The following is a 16,657-nucleotide window of genomic DNA, read 5'->3' as shown; positions in this document are numbered from 1 at the left end:
TGTCGCCCTCTCGATCAGCTAATGGTCATGGGAAACATTTGAGTTCGGGCCCCGCCCCTCCTGCTGAGTCTGGATCTCGTGCTCATCTCCGCTTCGTTCATGCCGGTAAGGATCGCTTGAGTCGACGTCGTGCCGATAGAACCGCCCACGACGCGCACCCATGTCCACGCCGTTGGCCAGTGTCTCGTCGTCGCGGGCCCCAAAGGTGGAGAGCCTGCCGATCATCAGTGCGGAGAAGAACAAGATGATGGCGCCGAGTCCACCGAAGAACGCGAGGTCCTGGAGAGCGCTCATGTTCGGCCCGCTGGCCCCCGGTGTGCCCATTCCGTCGATTCCCACCACGGGAGCTAAAGTTCTGCCGACGATGAACCACGCTCCTGACAATGCGCCCAGCACCGCGCCGACCTGGCTCGACAGCCGGTTACCACTCGTCACCAGCAGCAAACCTCCAATGAACGCCGCGGCGCCGGGTAAGACCTCGAGCCAGCCCCGCGCAGAGGTCCACACCCAGGCGGTGTCCGGATCCGGTGTGAAGGAAAAGTTGAAGTATGGCCCGACAAACGGGATCAAGGCACCCCACAATCCGAGCAGCATGACGATTACCCCGCACAGTGCTCCTCTGCGGCGACGCATCACAGGACGGTGTCCATCTCTGATTGGCTCTCTGCCCTGCTCGCTGACGTTCATGAGCGACTCCCTTCACCACATATGGACACTCGTGGATACCCGGTAGGACGTGCTGGGAAACACCGACCTCAGTGAGAGTCGGGGCTTGTCAAACGCCAGGGCGACGCCGGCTCCGCATGGAGGCGGCTTTGGTTCACCCGGCTGGCCAGCACCAGCACCACACTGTTACTGCGCGACATGAGGGGTGAGCCTGGCGCGACCGTCTCGGGGCAGCAAGATCTAGTTCAGCCAAATCGCGAACCATCACAAATGCCGCAAAAGAAGAATCACTCGCACCATAGAGCTTCCTCATCTCCCCGGACGTCGCGCCCTATGCCATTTGCTATTGCTATTGCTATTGCGGTGGCGATAATCCTCGCTCAAGACAGTCGGTACCGCCGCCACGTCTCTGCGCGCTGACCTGGCTGTCGCTGGCGTAGCGGCGTCCTTGCGTACGGCCGCTCACTTCCTGAACCATCCCGTGCCATCCGTCGACACCAGCCCCTCCAACTCCAGCACCGACAGCGCGCCCATCACAATCGGCATCCGCAGGCCCGACTCCTGCGACAGCTCAGCCACCCCGATCGCCCCGGAACTGGGGAACCCGTCATAGACCTGCAACTGTGCCGGGCTCAGCTTGTCCGTCGGCCGCGCCGGGACCGTGGGCTCGAGCGCGAGCGTCCCGATCGGCCCAGCGGCCTCCATCACGTCCCCGGCATTCGTCACAAGCGTGGCAACCCCCTCTTTGATCATCCGATGGCAGCCCGCGGAGGTGGCCGCCGTCACCGGGCCGGGGACAGCGAGAACCTGCCGCCCCAGCGCCGCCGCCCAGTTCGCGGTGTTCCGCGCCCCGCTCCGCCAGCCAGCCTCGACGACAAGCGTCGCGTCGGTCAACGCCGCGACGAGGCGGTTTCGCGCGAGGAACCGGAACTTCGCGGGCACCGTGCCCGGCGGGTACTCGCTGATCACCGCGCCCTGCCGGGCGATCGCCTGTAGCAACTTGCCGTGCCCCGCGGGGTACACCCGGTCGAGTCCGCAGGCCAGCACCGCCACGGTCTTGCCGCCCTGGCCAAGTGCCGCACGATGAGCACTGCCGTCGATTCCATAGGCCGCGCCGGAGACCACCGTGTATCCCTCCACCGCGAGGTCGCCGGCGATCTCCGCCGTGACATGCTCGCCGTACCCGCTGGCGGCCCGCGTGCCGACGATCGCGACGCCCCGATCGTCCAGTTCCGAGAGCGCCATCTCGCCGCGCACCCACAGCGCCACGGGCGGCGCGTAGTCCGACCGCTGGTGAATCGTGTTGTCGTCGTCGAGGAGGGCGAACGCGTTGAACCTCCAGGCCGGCCACTCCGGACTGTCGGGCGTCACGAGGCGCCCGCCCATCCGGGCAATCGCCTCGAGGTCCTGTTCCACCAGGTCGATCTCGCGCCGGGCCACGGTCTTGCTGTCGAGAACCTCGAGCCGGTTCTCCCGCACCACCCTCGCCGCGATGACAGGCCCGACCTCGTTGATCAGTGCCACCAGCGGTTTAGACGCGCCCTCCACGACTCTGGACAGGTAGGCCCAAGCCAGTTGCCGCTCTTCGGGGGACCCCTCATCGGCCGGCTCAGGCTGACGCACTGCCGCGCTCATGCCGCGCCCCGATCCCGCAGGAACAACGCGGCGGCGGTGTCGTCCGCACTCGGCGCCGTGCGCCCATCCAAATCCGCGATCGTCCAGGCGACCCGCAGCGAGCGATCCACGCCGCGCGCCGTAATCTGGCCACGCCGCAGCGCGGCCTCCACCGGCTGGCGGGCCTTGGGCCCCAGCGCGAATCTGCGCCGCAGCATGGGCCCGGGGATCTCGCCGTTGGTCCGCCAGCCCCATTCCGCCCAGCGATCGGCCGCGACGAGCCGTGCCATCGCGACCCGTTCCCGGACCACCGCGCTGGACTCCGGGCTGTCCGCCGTCAAGGCACCCGACGTCGGCGGACGCATCGTGATCCGCAGGTCCACCCGATCGAGCAACGGGCCGGAGATCCTGCCAAGATAGCGCCTCCGCACAGAGGGCGAGCAGACGCAGTCGATATCGCGAGCGGGTGCGCAGGGGCACGGATTGGCGGCCAGGATCAGCTGGAAACGCGCCGGATAGATCGCCACGCCCTTCCCCCTGGCCAAGCGAACCTCGCCCTCCTCCAGCGGTGTCCGCAGCGCCTCCAGAACCCGGACTGGCAACTCGGCACATTCGTCGAGGAACAGCACCCCGCGATGCGCGATGCTCACCGCCCCCGGCTTGGCGAACCCAGCCCCGCCGCCGACCATCGAGCTAGCCGATGTCGTGTGGTGCGGGGCGATAAACGGAGGCTCGCACACCAGCGGATGGTCCGGTGTGAGCAGACCCGCCAACGAGTGGATGGCGCTGACCTCCAGGGACTCGGCCGTCGTCAGCGGCGGCAAAATCCCCGACAGTCGCGAGGCGAGAAGGGTCTTCCCCACGCCGGGGCTGCCGGTGAGCATGAGATTGTGCGCCCCCGCAGCCGCGATCTCGAGGGCCTGCCGCGCCTCAGCCTGGCCGACCACGTCCGCCAGGTCCGGCCCGAAGGTCCTCGCCCGCGCTGGTGGCGGCCGCGGGGTCAGCAGTGCCACGTCGCCGCGCAACCAGCCGAGCAGGTCGCGCAGATGCCAGGCCCCCAGTATCTCGATGCCGTCGACGGAGCTGACCTCCGGCAGTATCGAGGCGGGCACCACCACGCGTCGCCAGCCCGCCCGCTTCGCGGCGAGCACCGCGGGCAGCACCCCGCGCACTGCTCGCACCCGCCCGTCGAGGGCAAGCTCGCCGATGAGCACCGTCTCGCGCAGGGGCAGGCTCGGAACCACGCCCGCGGAGTCAAGCACCGCCGATGCCAGCGCGATGTCGTAGACCGAGCCGACCTTGGGCAATGTCGCGGGAGAAAGCGCAAGCGTCACTTTGCGGTTGGGCCAGGTCTCGCCGCAGTTCGAGATCGCCGCGCGCACCCGGTCCCGCGACTCCTGCAGCGCCGTGTCCGGCAGCCCCACCAGGTGCACGCCTGGCAGGCCGTTGCCTAGATCCGCCTCCACCTCGACTATCTCGCCGTTCAACCCCGTGAGGGCAACAGAGAACGCGTGTCCGAGCGCCATCAGAACGCTCCCTCATAGTGCTCGAGGCTGGCGTCTCCGGTGATCGGCACGACGATGCCGATCACGTCGAAGCGCACGTAGGACCAGACCTCTCTGCGCGCGGTCAGCCACAGGCTGGCCAGCCGGCGGATCCGCTGAGCCTTCTGATTGGTGACTGCCTCCCCCGGCATCCCAAATCCCGTGCCCCTGCGGGTCTTGACCTCCACAAAGACGATCTCGTCCCCGTCCATCGCCACCAGGTCCAGCTCGCCGTTCCGACAGCGCCAGTTGCGATCCAGCACCGTCCACCCCTGCCCTTCGAGGTAGGCAGCCGCCAATCGCTCGCCCCGCACACCCAACGCCACAGCGTCGGACTGCGCCTCCGCCCGTGCCCTCTCTTGCCCCGTAGACCCGCTCGCGCCAGCCATCTCGTCTCCCCCTCGCCCCGGCGGCCCACAGCGGACCGATCTGCTGGGGCCCATCGTGGTGGAGCGGATGGCCGGAGATCACCGGAATACCGCCATAATTCCGGTGCCTGTGGAGGGGGCCGTGAATGTGGATAACATGCGGCTTCCGAGGAATTTTCTCTCTGTTGTGTCAGAGCGTCGTGCTAGCCCCCCGCCCCACACAGCGCTGTGGATGGGGACAGGCAGCGCGGCACGAACGGGAGGACACGCCGTGCGCAGCTCGCCGAAACTCCCCGATCTGCCCGCTCGCCAACGAGCATCCGTCGCCCGGACCTGCAGAGATCCAATTCGGGTTCCGGCCCGGGTGCGGACGCTCACCTCGTACGGGCGTCCAGGGCACGACGCGCCCGGATATTCAGGCCAAAGGGCCATGTCTGCCCGCCTAGCGTAGGGCCGCGAACACCACTATCACCCTCGCAAGATGACAAAACGCGCCACCGAATTTCTCGGTGGCGCGTCTCGGCACTACAGCTAGCGGCCGAACGGCCCGTTCTCGGGAACGCCCAGCTCGGACTTCTCCAACTCCTCGATATTGACGTCCTTGAACGTCAGCACCCGAACATTCTTCACAAAGCGCGCCGGGCGGTACATGTCCCACACCCAGGCGTCCGCCATCCGAAGTTCGAAGTACACCTCGCCATCCGCATTGCGTGGCAGCAACTCCACCGAGTTCGCCAGATAGAAACGCCGCTCGGTCTCCACCACATAGGTGAACTGCCCGACGATGTCCCTGTACTCCCGGTACAGCGAGAGCTCCATCTCGGTTTCATACTTCTCGAGATCCTCGGCACTCATCTGTTCCGAACTCCTCCCATAGTCATGCCCATCAGCTTAGCCGCGCACGATGCGCGGCCTTGCCCTGCATCCCCGGTCAGGACACACGTGCCGGCCGGCCCCGTCCAATTGGCAGCGGCATGCCCACCGATTCCGCGGCCGCCGCCACGTTCGAGTAGGAGAACCGATGCTCCAGACTGGGCCCAAGTTCTCGGAGCGCGGCCGTGTGCACCGCCGTCGAATACCCCTTGTGCCCGGCAAATCCGTAGCCGGGGACCAAAGCGTCCATCTCCGCCATCACGGCGTCGCGAGAGACCTTCGCGAGCACGCTCGCGGCGGCGATGCAGGCGGAGTTCGCGTCGCCCCCGATCACCGAGAGCGACGCCGTCGCGAGACCCTCCACACGGAAGCCGTCGGTGAGCACGTAACCCGGCGAGGTCGGCAGTGCGGCGACGGCCCGGCGCATGCCCTCGATGTTGGCGACATGCACACCTAGCTTGTCCACCTCGTCGGCGGGGATCGAGATCACCGCGTGGGCCAAGGCATGACGGAGGATCAGAGGGTAGAGCCGCTCGCGGGCCCCGACGGTGAGCCGCTTGGAGTCGTCGAGACCGGCCAGTGCCTTATGCGGGCGCTCGCCCAACACACAGGCGGCGACGACAAGCGGTCCCGCACAGGCGCCCCGTCCGGCCTCGTCCACCCCGGCGACAGGGCCGAGGCCGCGTCGGTACAGCGCGCCCTCCATGGCCCGCAACCCCGTGGAGCCTCGGATCACCGCGCGAGGCGGCCAACTACCTGCCATGAGAAGCGCTTAGTTCTGCGGGTTGAACGAGGAGATCGAGCCGATTCGGCTGAACGGCAGCACAATCCATCGGGCCTTGCCGATGATGTTGGCCTCGGGCACGGTGCCCTGCAGTTCATCGCCGATGTGATAGCGCGAGTCCGCGGAGTCGGTGCGGTTGTCACCCATGACCCACACGTTGCCCTCGGGCACGGTGATCGGCCCGAAGTTGCGGCCCTGGCACGCGGTGTTCGCGCCGGGCAGCGGGCTCGGCGGAGTCATCAGATAGGGCTCGTCGAGCACCTTGCCGTCGACGGTGACGCCGGCGTCGCCCGGCAGGCACTGCACGGTCTGCCCGCCCTTGGCGATGATGCGCTTGACGAGGTCGTTCTCATCCGGCGCCACCAGGCCCACGAAGGAGCCGACCTCTTGGAAACCGCGGACGATCGTGTTCGACGAGCGGTTGGAGGTGAACTCCTTATCCCAGGAATCCGGACCGCGGAAGACGACCACGTCGCCGGGCTCAGGATCGGAGAACCGATAGGTCAGCTTGTCCACCACGATGCGATCGCCGGTGCAGCCTGCGCAACCGTGCAGCGTGGGCTCCATCGACTGCGAGGGGATCAAGTACACGCGGGCGATGAAGGTCTGCAGCACCACGCTCAGCACCAGCGCCACGACGACGAGGATGCCGATCTCCTTGAGGAGGCCGCCCTTTTTCTTCTTCTTCCCCGACGGCTCGTCGTCCCCAGCCTCGGCCCGACGGCGCTGCGCGCGCGTCATCCGATCTGGAGCCGGTTCAGTAGCGGCGTCGTGGGACGAATGGGTGCCCTCGGCCGGACGTGCTGTCGGGTCCTCGTGAGCCGGTTCGGCACCCGGATACGAGCCATCCGCAGCACGACTGTGCTGCGGATGGCCGTCTCGCCCATCTTCGGGCTCGGGTCCGGTCGGCTGTGTCGTTGAGTCTGTCACTTGCTCAGGCTAGTCGACTTTGCCGGATAGTCCGGGATGCGCTCAGCGCTTTTCCTTGATCTTGGCAGCCTTACCGTGCAGATCGCGCAGGTAGTACAGCTTGGCGCGACGCACCTTGCCGCGGCTGAGGACCTCAAGCTTCTCGATGTTGGGGCTGTTCACCGGGAAGGTGCGCTCCACGCCGACGCCGAAGGAGACCTTGCGGACCGTGAAGGTCTCGCCAATGCCGCCGCCGTGGCGACGGATAACGACGCCCTTGAAGATCTGCACGCGCTCCTTGGAGCCCTCGATGACCTTCACGTGCACGTTGACGGTGTCACCCGCGCGGAAGGCGGGGATATCGTCGCGAATCGACTTCTTGTCCAGGAAATCCAGGGTCTGCATTGTCTATCCATCCTTGGGATGTTGCGTGAGCAGAGGACCCTGGCGACCCACAAGGGCTCGACCGGTTCATGCTCCGTATGTGTAGTGCGCCTAGCTTCAGGCAACCCGGCCATTGTGCCAGATCAGGAAGCTTACCGCGAACTCGGCGGAAATCAGTTGAAACCGGCCTTGCGCAGCGCGTCTGCCATGGAGCCGCCGGCCGCCGGGCGGTTGCCCGCCTGCTTCGCGGCCGCCGGCTTGCCACCTGATGGCTTGCCACCCGACGGTCTGCCGCCAGCGGGGCGACCGCCACCAGGCCGGCCGCCGGACTGCTTCGGCGCGGGCTTGCCGGGCTCGTCGTCCAGGCGCAAGCTCAGCCCGATCCGCCCGCGCTCGAGGTCCACCTCCATCACCTTGACGCGGACGACCTGGCCGGAGCTGACGACGTCATGCGGATCGGAGACGAAGGTGTTCGACATCGCCGAGACGTGGACGAGGCCGTCCTGGTGCACGCCGACGTCGACGAACGCGCCGAACGCCGCGACGTTCGTCACCACACCCTCGAGGACCATGCCGGGGCGCAGGTGGGAGACCTTCTCGACGCCGACGGCGAAGGTGGCGGTCTCGAACTCCGGGCGGGGGTCGCGGCCGGGCTTCTCGAGCTCACGCAGGATGTCGGTGATGGTCGGAATGCCGAAGCGCTCGTCCGCATAGGCCTCAGGGCGCAGCCCGTGCAGGATATTGGTGTTGCCGACGAGCTTGGCGAGGTCTCCCCCAGTGTCCGCGAGGATGCGCCGCACCACGGGATAGGCCTCGGGGTGCACCGCGGACGCGTCCAGTGGATCGCTACCGCCGCTCACGCGCAGGAAGCCGGCGCACTGCTCGTAGGCCTTCGGCCCCAGGCGGGCGACGTCAAGGAGCTTGCGCCGCGTGCGGAACGGGCCGTTGGCCTCACGGTGCGCGACGATGTTCTCGGCGAGCGTGGTCGCGATCCCGGACACGCGCTGCAACAGCGGCACCGACGCCCGATTGACGTCCACGCCGACGGCGTTCACCGCGTCCTCGACGACCGCCTCGAGGCTGCGGGCGAGCTTGGCCTCGGAGATGTCGTGCTGGTACTGGCCGACACCGATGGACTTCGGGTCGATCTTGACCAGCTCGGCCAGTGGGTCCTGGAGCCGGCGGGCGATGGAGACCGCGCCGCGAAGTGAGACGTCCATGTCCGGCAGCTCGCGAGTGGCGTACGCGGAGGCGGAGTACACGGACGCGCCGGCCTCAGAGACCACGACCTTCACCGGCGCCTTGGCGCCCCCGGCCGTGATGGCCTTGAGGAGGTCGGCGGCCAGGGCGTCGGTCTCCCGCGAGGCGGTGCCGTTGCCGATGGCGATCAGTCCGACCTGGTGGCGCTGGGCCAGCGCGCCGAGGGTCGCGAGGGCCTGGTCGTGCTGGCGCTGCGGCGGGTGCGGGTAGATCACGGCGGTGTCGAGGACTTTGCCGGTGGCGTCGACCACGGCGACCTTCACACCGCTGCGGAAACCCGGATCCAGGCCCATCGTGGCGTGCTCGCCGGCGGGCGCGGCCAGGAGCAGGTCCTTGAGGTTGCGGGCGAACACGGTGACGGCGTCGTCCTCCGCGGACTGGCGCAGGCGCAGGCGGATGTCGATGCCCAGGCTCAGCAGCAGCTTGGTGCGCCAGGCCCAGCGGACGGTGTCCTTGAGCCACTTGTCGGCGGCCCGGCCTCGGTCGGCGACGCCGAAGCGGGCGGCGATGGCGTTCTCATAGTCCGAGGGGATGGTGGTGTCCACCTCGCCGGGCTCGGGGTCGATCGTCGTCCGGAGGATCTCCTCCTTCTCGCCGCGGAACACCGCGAGGATCCGGTGCGAGGGCACGGTGGCGAAGCGCTCGGAGAACTCGAAGTAGTCGGAGAACTTCGCGCCCTCGGCCTCCTTGCCCTCGCGCACGGCCGTGACGAGCCGGCCACGCCGCCACATGGTCTCGCGCAGGTCCCCTACCAGGTCGGCGTCCTCGGCGAACGTCTCGACGAGGATCGACCGGGCACCCTCCAGGGCGGCTACGGCGTCGGCGACGCCTTCGCCCCCGTCAACTCGAGCAGCGTCAATATAGCCCGCCGCGGCCGCGACCGGATCGGTGTCGGGATTCCCGAGTAGCTGCTCTGCGAGGGGGGCCAGCCCGGCCTCACGCGCGATCTGCGCCTTGGTGCGCCGCTTCGTCTTATACGGCAGGTAGATGTCCTCGAGACGGGACTTGGTCTCCGCCGCCAGCAGCGAGGTGCGCAGCGCATCGGTGAGCTTGCCCTGCGAGTCGATGGACTCGAGGATCGCGACGCGACGCTCGTCGAGCTCGCGCAGGTACCGCAGCCGCTCCTCGAGGGTGCGTAGCTGCTCGTCGTCGAGCCCGCCGGTGACCTCCTTGCGGTAGCGCGCGATAAACGGGACCGTCGCGCCGCCGTCGAGCAGGTCGACGGCGGCCGCCACCTGCGACTCGCGGACCTGTAGTTCCGCGGCGATCCTGGCGTTCACAGAGGCGAGTGCGCCCGCCGCCATCTGCCCGGTCATGTCCTTGCTCACGATGAGGCCACCTTCACTGAGATCAGTTGCGGTTCAATTGCTTTCAGAATGTTTTAGGAGGACGCCGGACGCTCGACGAGAGCTCGCTCGGCGGCGGTGAGCTCCACCGAATCCAACAGCTCGGGGCGGCGGGCCAGGGTGCGCTCAAGGGACTGCGCACGCCGCCACCGGTCGACCTTCGCGTGGTCTCCGGAGAGCAGCACAGGCGGCACGTCGAGACCCCGCCAGCTGGCGGGGCGGGTGTAGCTGGGGCCCTCGAGGAGCCCGTCGGAGAACGAGTCCTCCTGGTGTGAGCGGGCGTTGCCGAGCACTCCGGGCATCAGCCGCACAACGGCCTCGACCATGGCGAGCACGGCGACCTCGCCGCCGATCAGCACGTAGTCGCCGATGGAGACCTCCTCGACGCGCACGCGCTTGGCGGCGTCGTCGAACACCCGCTGGTCGATCCCCTCATAGCGCCCGCAGGCGAACACGAGGTGCTTCTCAGCGGCCCAGCGGTGGGCGGTCTCCTGGGTGAAGGGACGGCCGGCGGGGGTCGGGACGATCAGCAGCGCGTCGTCCGGGCAGACCTCGTCGAGGGCTGGGCCCCACACGTCGGGCTTCATGACCATGCCGGGGCCGCCGCCGTACGGGGAGTCGTCGACGGCCTTGTGCACGTCGTGGGTCCAGGCGCGCAGGTCATGCACGCCCACGGCGATGAGCTCGCGCTCGATGGCGCGGCCGAGCAGCGCGGTGCGCAGCGGCTCGAGGTATTCGGGGAAAATGGTGAGGACGTCGAGGCGCACGAGCTACTCCTACTACGCCTGGGGCGGGGTGTCGGTCTCGGCGTCGGCCAGGTTCAGCAGCCCCACGGGCGGGTCGATGTCGATGACACCGTCGGCGGTGGAGATGGTGGTGACGATGGCGTTGACGAACGGCACCAAGATCTCGGGGCCCTCACCGGCGGGGCGCACGGCGAGGAGCTCGCCGCCGAGGGTGTGCAGCACCTCGCGGACCTTGCCGAAGATGGTGCCGTCGGGCAGGCGCACGTCGAGGCCCTCGAGCTCGTGGTCGTAATACTCGTCCGGGTCCTCGGACGGCTCCACGTCGGCGGAGTCGATGACGAACAGCGTCCCGCGCAGGGCATCGGCTGCCTCGCGGCCGTCAACGCCGACCAGACGCAGCAGAAGCCGCCCGGAGTGCTCCCGGACGGCTTCCACCGTGTAACTATGCAGCTTCTTCTCGCGAGGCTTGCGGCCCTGCAAGATCGCGCCCTCGGCAAACCGGATCTCCGGCGCGTCGGTACGCACGTCGACAGCGAGCTCGCCCCGCACACCGTGGGACTTGGCCACGCGGCCCACAACAAGTTCCATGTCAGAATTCTCCTGGTACTCGAGCGGGCTGGCCCCACGATGGCGAACGGCGGCAGACTGACGATCTCTAGCGGTCGGTGTCCACCACGTCGACGCGAATGCCGCGGCCACCGATACCGGAGACGACAGTGCGCAGCGCAGTCGCGGTCCGACCGTTACGGCCAATGACCTTGCCGAGGTCGTCCGGGTTCACATGGACCTCGATGGTGCGGCCTCGGCGGTTGTCCACCAGGTCGACCTGCACGTCATCGGGGTTCGCGACGATGCCGCGAACCAACTGCTCGACGGCGTCAGCTACGAGGTCGCTGTTCACTTGTCGGTGGCTTCTGCCTCGGTCGACTCCGCCGCGACTGCAGCGTCAGCCTTAACCTCAGACTCAGCGGCAGCCTCTTCCTTCTTGGCGGCCTTCTTCTTGGGCGTGATGGCCTCGGCCTTGGGCTCGTTCTCGGCCTGCGCGAGGGCGGCGTTGAACAGCTCCAGCTTCGAGGTCTTCTCGGCCTTGAACTTCAGGGTGCCCTCGGCGCCCTCGAGGCCCTTGAACTTCTGCCAGTCACCGGTGATCTTCAGCAGCGCCAGGACCGGGTCGGTCGGCTGCGCGCCAACACCCAGCCAGTACTGCGCACGCTCGGAGTCGACCACGATCAGGGAAGGCTCTTCCTTGGGGTGGTAGCGGCCGATCGTCTCGATCGCGCGGCCCTTGCTGCGGGTGCGGGCATCCTGGACGGTGATGCGGTACTGGGGGTTGCGAATCTTGCCGAGACGCGTGAGCTTGATCTTGACAGCCACAGCTGTGTTCTCCTTGGTGTCACGTGCAATTCAGCGACGCCCGCGATTCGGGTGCCCGGTTTTGCCTCGTTCTTGTGACCGCCGCGCGGTACGGAACCGGATGCGACGACAATCCGCCATTCTGCCAGACCAACGGCCCAGCGCGAAAACGGCAGTCGATTCACCTGCCGACGAGCGACCCGCCGAGCAGGATGTGCGACGGCGAACGCAGCACGTTCAGGTCCACCCGCGGGTCCGAGGCATAGGCCACGAGGTCTGCGCGGGCGCCCTCTACGAGGCCGTCCTGCCCGGTCAGCCAGCGGCGCGCGGCCCAGGAGCCGGCCGCGAGGGCCCGCTCGTTGCCCAGTCCCGCGGCTGAGAGGGCCTCGATCTCGTCGACGACGCGGCCGTGGTCGATGAATCCGCCTGCGTCGGTGCCGGCGTATAGGTCTAGGCCGGCGTCGATGGCCATCGCGAGCATCTCGGGGTTGCGCGCGTGCAGCGCCCGCATGTGCGCGGCGTACACGGGGTAACGGCCGGCGCCGTCGGCAATTCCCGGGAAGCTGGCGATATTGATGATGGTCGGCACCAGTGCTGTGCCCTGGGATCTCATCTGTGCGATCAGCTCGGCGTCCAGCCCGGCACCGTGCTCGATGCAGTCGATGCCCGCGTCGAGCAGGCCCGGCAGCGCATCGAAGCCGAATACGTGCGCGGTGACGCGCGCGCCCTCATCGTGCGCCCGGCCGATGGCCTCCTTGAGCACCTTCGGGCTCCACAGCGGGGCGAGGTCGCCGACGCCGCGGTCGATCCAGTCCCCCACCAACTTGACCCAGCCGTCGCCGGCACGGGCTTGCGCGGCCACCGCGTCGGGCAGCTCGGACTCATCGTTCAGGTGGAGCCCCAGCGCTGGCATGTACCGCTTGGGCAACGCCAGATGCTGGCCGGCGCGAATGATCCGGGGCAGGCCCGGGACCTGGTCGAGCGCGCGGGTGTCGACGGGCACGCCCGCGTCGCGCAGCAGCAGGACGCCTGCGTCGCGCTCGGCCACCGCTTGCGCAGTGGCTGTGTTGATATCGGTGCCGACGCTGCCGCGCCCGACGCCGACGTGGCAGTGCGCGTCGACCAGACCCGGCAGGATCCACGAGTCCCCGGCCGGAGAATCTACTGGCAGCAGGTCCACGGCGCCGGCGACGGGCTCTGCGGTGAGAAGCCCGTCGCGCACGAACCAGTCACACGGCTCGCCGCCGGGGAGGGCGCGGCCGCGAATCCGCCAAGCCCCTGTATCTCCCACAGCGCTATCTCCCACAGCGCTACTTCTGGCCGGGCAGCTTCAGCTTGGACAGGTCCATGCCCTCTAAACCGGGGGGCAGCTGGTCGAGCCCGGGGGGCATGTTGGACAGGTCCGGCATGCCGCCCATGCCAGGGAAGCCGCCCGGCATCCCGCCGGGGAAGCCGCCCTTCATCTTCGGGGGCGTGGGGCCGCGGCCGCCCTTCTTCCCCTTCTTGCCCTTCTTGCCCTTGACGTTCTTGCGGCCACCGGGCATGCCCATGCGGCCCGCCATCGCGGACATCATCTTGCGGGCGTCGAAGAAGCGGTCTACCAGCTGGTTGACCTCAGTGACGGTGACGCCGGAGCCGCCGGCGATGCGCGCGCGGCGCGAGCCGTTGATGATCTTGGGGTTCTCGCGCTCGGCGGGCGTCATGCCGCGGATGATGGCCTGCACGCGGTCGAGCTGCTTATCGTCGATCTGGCCGAGCTGCTCCTTCATCTGGCCGGCGCCGGGGAGCATGCCGATGAGGTTGGCGATGGGGCCCATCTTGCGGATGGCCATCATCTGCTCGAGGAAGTCGTCCAGGGTGAGCTCGCCGCTGGTGAGCTTGGCGGCGGTGGCCTCCGCCTGGGACGCGTCGAAGTGCGTCTCGGCCTGCTCGATGAGGCTGAGCAGGTCGCCCATGCCGAGGATGCGGCTGGCCATGCGGTCGGGGTGGAAGACGTCGAACTCGTCCAGCTTCTCGCCGGTGGACGCGAACATGATCGGCTGGCCGGTGATCTCACGCACGCTCAGCGCCGCGCCGCCGCGGGCGTCGCCGTCGAGCTTGGTCAGGACCACGCCGGTGAAGCCGACGCCCGCGCGGAACGCCTCGGCGGTGGAGACCGCGTCTTGGCCGATCATCGAGTCGAGGACGAACAGCACCTCGTCAGGCTGCGTCGCGTCGCGGATGTCCGCGGCCTGCTGCATCAGGACCTCGTCGACGCCAAGGCGGCCGGCGGTGTCGATGATCACGATGTCGTGCTGCTTGGCCCGGGCCTCCGCCACGCCCGCGCGCGCCACGGCGACCGGGTCTCCGGCACCTGCACCCGCCGCGTCGCCCTCGCCGCTGGCCCCGGGGTGCGGCGCGTAGACGGGGACGCCGGCCTGGCCGCCGACGACCTGGAGCTGCGTGACGGCGTTGGGGCGTTGCAGGTCGCATGCCACCAGCATCGGGGTGTGTCCCTGGCCCTTGAGCCAGAGGGAGAGCTTGCCGGCGAGCGTCGTCTTACCGGCGCCCTGCAGGCCCGCGAGCATGATCACGGTGGGCGGGTTCTTGGCGAACGTCAGCCGTCGGGTCTCCCCGCCGAGGATGCCGACGAGCTCCTCGTTGACGATCTTGACGACCTGCTGCGCCGGGTTCAGCGCCCCGGAGACCTCCGCGCCCTTGGCGCGGTCCTTGACCTTGGCGACAAACCCGCGCACCACGGGGAGCGCGACGTCCGCCTCGAGCAGCGCGAGCCGGATCTCACGGCACGTCGCGTCGATGTCGGCAGGTGACAGCCGGCCCTTCCCTCGCAAGTCTTTGAGGGAAGAGGCCAGCCTGTCGGAGAGGGATTCGAACACCGATTGCGCTCCCGTTCGGTATCTGTGTGTCAGTCAGCTGGCCGGTCGCGGCACAACTGTATTGACGACAGCCTAGCGACTCGCCCTCACAGCGCCTCTCTGCCCTGCTCCCCCGTGCGGACCCGCACCACGGACTCGACCGCGGTGACCCACACCTTGCCGTCCCCGACGCGTCCCTCCCCGCCGTCCCCGGAGCGCACGGATCGCACCAGCGCGTCGATCACCTCGTCCAGCATCTCGTCGTCGACCAGCACCTCTATCTTGAGCTTGGTCAGCAGGTCCACCGCGTACTCCGCGCCCCGGTACACCTCCGTGTGGCCCTTCTGGCGGCCGTGCCCGCGGACTTCTGTCACGGTCATGCCGCGGACTCCGCACTGCTCGAGGCCGGTCTTGGCGTTGGTCAGCATCACCGGCCGGATGATTGCGGTCACCAGTTTCACAGCGTCTCCCTCACTTCGGTCCCTCTGGAATCTGCCTGCCGGGCGGCTGCGGAGGCGCCCGCTGACACGCGCCCGCCTCCCACTCGGTCGTGCTCGATCTTGCCCTGTGGGGCCAGCATCGGCGCGCGCACGGAGTCGATCATGGCTCGGCCGAAGTCATAGGCGGTCTCCGCGTGCTGGGTGGCATCGATGCCAGCCACCTCGTGCTCGGTGGCGATGCGCAGTCGCATGACCGTCTTGAGCACGGCGACGATCAATGCCGTGGCCACCAGCGAGTACGCCAGGACCGCGCCAGCGCCGACCGCCTGGCGCCACATCTGTTCGAGTCCGCCGCCGTAGAACAGCCCGTCGACCCCCGCCGGCGCGTTCTTCGTCGCGACGAGACCGATCAGCAGGGTGCCGACCATGCCGCCGACCAGGTGCACGCCCACCACGTCGAGGGAGTCGTCGTAGCCGAAGCGGAATTTGAGCCCGACGGCCAACGCGCAGGCCACGCCCGCCGCGACGCCGATCGCCAGCGCCCCCCACACATCCACCGAGGAACAGGCCGGGGTGATGCCCACCAGGCCGGCGACCACGCCCGACGCCGCACCCAGGCTCGTGGAGTGACCGTCGCGGAGACGCTCCACCAGCAGCCAGGCCAGCATCGCCGCACAGGCCGCGACCATGGTGGTCACGAGCGCAGTCGCCGCCACACCGTTCGCCCCGAGCGCGGAGCCCGCGTTGAAGCCGATCCAGCCGAACCACAGCAGCGCCGCGCCGAGCATCACCAGCGTCACGTTGTGCGGGCGCATCGGCTCCTTGCGCCAGCCGTGGCGGGTGCCCAGCATCAGCGCCAGGACCAGCGCCGCAGCGCCCGCGTTGATGTGCACCGCGGTGCCCCCGGCGAAGTCGATCGCGTGGAGCTTGCTGATGATCCAGCCGCCCGTCTCACTCGCCACGCCGTCCGCGGAGAACACCCAGTGCGCCACGGGGAAGTACACCAGCGTCGCCCACACCCCCGCGAACAGCAGCCACGGACCGAAGCGCATCCGGTCCGCCACAGCCCCGGAGATCAGCGCCACCGCGATGGCGGCGAACATCATCTGGAACGCGACGAACGCCAGCGCCGGCACCGTGCCCACCAGCGGGATCTCCGTGGTGCTGGCACCGCTGAGCAGGCTCCCCAGGCCGAAGAACTCTGTGGGGTCGCCGATCAACCCGCCACGGTCGTTGCCGAAGACCATCGAGTAGCCGAAGACCACCCACAAGATGCCGACGACACCGAGCGCGCTGATGCTCATCATGATCATGTTGAGCACGCTCTTCGCGCGGACCATGCCGCCGTAGAAGAACGCCAGCCCGGGCGTCATCAGCATCACCAAGGCCGCGCTGATGAGCACCCACGCCGTGTCCCCGGTGTCTGGCACCCCCATCACCGGAAATTGCTCCGCCGCTGTCACAAGTTGGCTCACCGCCACACCTCCCACCAGCGGGGAACCACTTTCCCCGCTC

General features: G+C 68.5%; 17 protein-coding genes. All 17 read right to left on the bottom strand.

What is annotated here, in order from left to right:
• Positions 1-18: 18 nt before the first annotated feature.
• The 17 genes from TBIF_RS24150 to TBIF_RS20925 all read right to left on the bottom strand — a co-directional run bounded on the left by TBIF_RS24150 (position 19) and on the right by TBIF_RS20925 (position 16,578).
• Positions 19-687, bottom strand: coding sequence for a hypothetical protein (locus tag TBIF_RS24150; protein ID WP_148302354.1), 669 nt, complete (start codon positions 685-687; stop codon positions 19-21).
• Between the two features lie 441 nt (positions 688-1,128).
• Positions 1,129-2,301: a DNA-processing protein DprA gene (gene dprA / locus TBIF_RS21000; RefSeq protein ID WP_051461692.1), complete on the bottom strand. Its 1,173-nt coding sequence runs from the start codon at positions 2,299-2,301 to the stop codon at positions 1,129-1,131.
• Entirely contained in the window at positions 2,298-3,806 is a 1,509-nt protein-coding gene (locus TBIF_RS20995; protein WP_024796705.1) for a YifB family Mg chelatase-like AAA ATPase, read from the bottom strand. The genes dprA and TBIF_RS20995 overlap by 4 nt, the downstream gene beginning before the upstream one ends.
• Entirely contained in the window at positions 3,806-4,213 is a 408-nt protein-coding gene (locus tag TBIF_RS20990; RefSeq protein ID WP_024796704.1) for a YraN family protein, read from the bottom strand. Before TBIF_RS20990 ends, TBIF_RS20995 begins: the two co-directional genes overlap by 1 nt.
• A 510-nt stretch (positions 4,214-4,723) precedes the next feature.
• On the bottom strand, positions 4,724-5,047 hold the full coding sequence (locus TBIF_RS20985; RefSeq protein ID WP_024796703.1) for a DUF2469 domain-containing protein: 324 nt from the start codon (positions 5,045-5,047) through the stop codon (positions 4,724-4,726).
• Between the two features lie 76 nt (positions 5,048-5,123).
• Positions 5,124-5,828: a ribonuclease HII gene (locus tag TBIF_RS20980; RefSeq protein ID WP_084611825.1), complete on the bottom strand. Its 705-nt coding sequence runs from the start codon at positions 5,826-5,828 to the stop codon at positions 5,124-5,126.
• Between the two features lie 9 nt (positions 5,829-5,837).
• Positions 5,838-6,590 carry a signal peptidase I gene (gene lepB, locus TBIF_RS20975; RefSeq protein ID WP_024796701.1) on the bottom strand — a complete coding sequence of 251 codons (753 nt, stop codon included), beginning with the start codon at positions 6,588-6,590 and terminating at the stop codon, positions 5,838-5,840.
• 231 nt (positions 6,591-6,821) lie between these two features.
• Positions 6,822-7,163 (bottom strand): 50S ribosomal protein L19, encoded by a 342-nt coding sequence (gene rplS / locus TBIF_RS20970; RefSeq protein WP_024796700.1) that lies wholly within the window; start codon positions 7,161-7,163, stop codon positions 6,822-6,824.
• Between the two features lie 152 nt (positions 7,164-7,315).
• Positions 7,316-9,706 (bottom strand): Tex family protein, encoded by a 2,391-nt coding sequence (locus TBIF_RS20965; protein ID WP_024796699.1) that lies wholly within the window; start codon positions 9,704-9,706, stop codon positions 7,316-7,318.
• A gap of 77 nt (positions 9,707-9,783) precedes the next feature.
• Positions 9,784-10,515 (bottom strand): tRNA (guanosine(37)-N1)-methyltransferase TrmD, encoded by a 732-nt coding sequence (gene trmD, locus TBIF_RS20960; RefSeq protein ID WP_024796698.1) that lies wholly within the window; start codon positions 10,513-10,515, stop codon positions 9,784-9,786.
• Positions 10,516-10,527: 12 nt separating this feature from the next.
• The gene (gene rimM / locus TBIF_RS20955) at positions 10,528-11,082 is read right to left on the bottom strand and encodes a ribosome maturation factor RimM (RefSeq protein WP_024796697.1); all 555 of its coding nucleotides are present in this window, start codon (positions 11,080-11,082) and stop codon (positions 10,528-10,530) included.
• A gap of 67 nt (positions 11,083-11,149) precedes the next feature.
• Positions 11,150-11,395 carry an RNA-binding protein gene (locus TBIF_RS20950; RefSeq protein ID WP_024796696.1) on the bottom strand — a complete coding sequence of 82 codons (246 nt, stop codon included), beginning with the start codon at positions 11,393-11,395 and terminating at the stop codon, positions 11,150-11,152.
• Positions 11,392-11,868: a 30S ribosomal protein S16 gene (rpsP, locus tag TBIF_RS20945; RefSeq protein WP_024796695.1), complete on the bottom strand. Its 477-nt coding sequence runs from the start codon at positions 11,866-11,868 to the stop codon at positions 11,392-11,394. The genes TBIF_RS20950 and rpsP overlap by 4 nt, the downstream gene beginning before the upstream one ends.
• 160 nt (positions 11,869-12,028) lie before the next feature.
• Positions 12,029-13,138 (bottom strand): amidohydrolase family protein, encoded by a 1,110-nt coding sequence (locus tag TBIF_RS20940; RefSeq protein ID WP_024796694.1) that lies wholly within the window; start codon positions 13,136-13,138, stop codon positions 12,029-12,031.
• Between the two features lie 19 nt (positions 13,139-13,157).
• A complete protein-coding gene (gene ffh / locus TBIF_RS20935) occupies positions 13,158-14,723 on the bottom strand; it encodes a signal recognition particle protein (RefSeq protein ID WP_024796693.1) in 1,566 nt (521 codons plus the stop codon).
• 86 nt (positions 14,724-14,809) lie between these two features.
• Positions 14,810-15,163: a P-II family nitrogen regulator gene (locus TBIF_RS20930; RefSeq protein ID WP_024796692.1), complete on the bottom strand. Its 354-nt coding sequence runs from the start codon at positions 15,161-15,163 to the stop codon at positions 14,810-14,812.
• Positions 15,160-16,578: an ammonium transporter gene (locus TBIF_RS20925; RefSeq protein WP_024796691.1), complete on the bottom strand. Its 1,419-nt coding sequence runs from the start codon at positions 16,576-16,578 to the stop codon at positions 15,160-15,162. The genes TBIF_RS20930 and TBIF_RS20925 overlap by 4 nt, the downstream gene beginning before the upstream one ends.
• Positions 16,579-16,657 lie beyond the last annotated feature (79 nt).

This window comes from Tomitella biformata AHU 1821, assembly GCF_000524475.1.
Lineage (GTDB): Bacteria > Actinomycetota > Actinomycetes > Mycobacteriales > Mycobacteriaceae > Tomitella > Tomitella biformata.
This window is presented reverse-complemented; position numbering and strand designations above follow the sequence as displayed.

What these genes read in the sequence shown, in the direction of transcription:
- TBIF_RS24150 (WP_148302354.1), bottom strand. Translation starts at nt 687, where the DNA reads ATGAACGTCAGCGAGCAGGGCAGAGAGCCAATCAGAGATGGACACCGT.
- dprA (WP_051461692.1), bottom strand. Translation starts at nt 2,301, where the DNA reads ATGAGCGCGGCAGTGCGTCAGCCTGAGCCGGCCGATGAGGGGTCCCCC.
- TBIF_RS20995 (WP_024796705.1), bottom strand. Translation starts at nt 3,806, where the DNA reads ATGGCGCTCGGACACGCGTTCTCTGTTGCCCTCACGGGGTTGAACGGC.
- TBIF_RS20990 (WP_024796704.1), bottom strand. Translation starts at nt 4,213, where the DNA reads ATGGCTGGCGCGAGCGGGTCTACGGGGCAAGAGAGGGCACGGGCGGAG.
- TBIF_RS20985 (WP_024796703.1), bottom strand. Translation starts at nt 5,047, where the DNA reads ATGAGTGCCGAGGATCTCGAGAAGTATGAAACCGAGATGGAGCTCTCG.
- TBIF_RS20980 (WP_084611825.1), bottom strand. Translation starts at nt 5,828, where the DNA reads ATGGCAGGTAGTTGGCCGCCTCGCGCGGTGATCCGAGGCTCCACGGGG.
- lepB (WP_024796701.1), bottom strand. Translation starts at nt 6,590, where the DNA reads ATGACGCGCGCGCAGCGCCGTCGGGCCGAGGCTGGGGACGACGAGCCG.
- rplS (WP_024796700.1), bottom strand. Translation starts at nt 7,163, where the DNA reads ATGCAGACCCTGGATTTCCTGGACAAGAAGTCGATTCGCGACGATATC.
- TBIF_RS20965 (WP_024796699.1), bottom strand. Translation starts at nt 9,706, where the DNA reads ATGGCGGCGGGCGCACTCGCCTCTGTGAACGCCAGGATCGCCGCGGAA.
- rimM (WP_024796697.1), bottom strand. Translation starts at nt 11,082, where the DNA reads ATGGAACTTGTTGTGGGCCGCGTGGCCAAGTCCCACGGTGTGCGGGGC.
- TBIF_RS20925 (WP_024796691.1), bottom strand. Translation starts at nt 16,578, where the DNA reads ATGGGGGTGCCAGACACCGGGGACACGGCGTGGGTGCTCATCAGCGCG.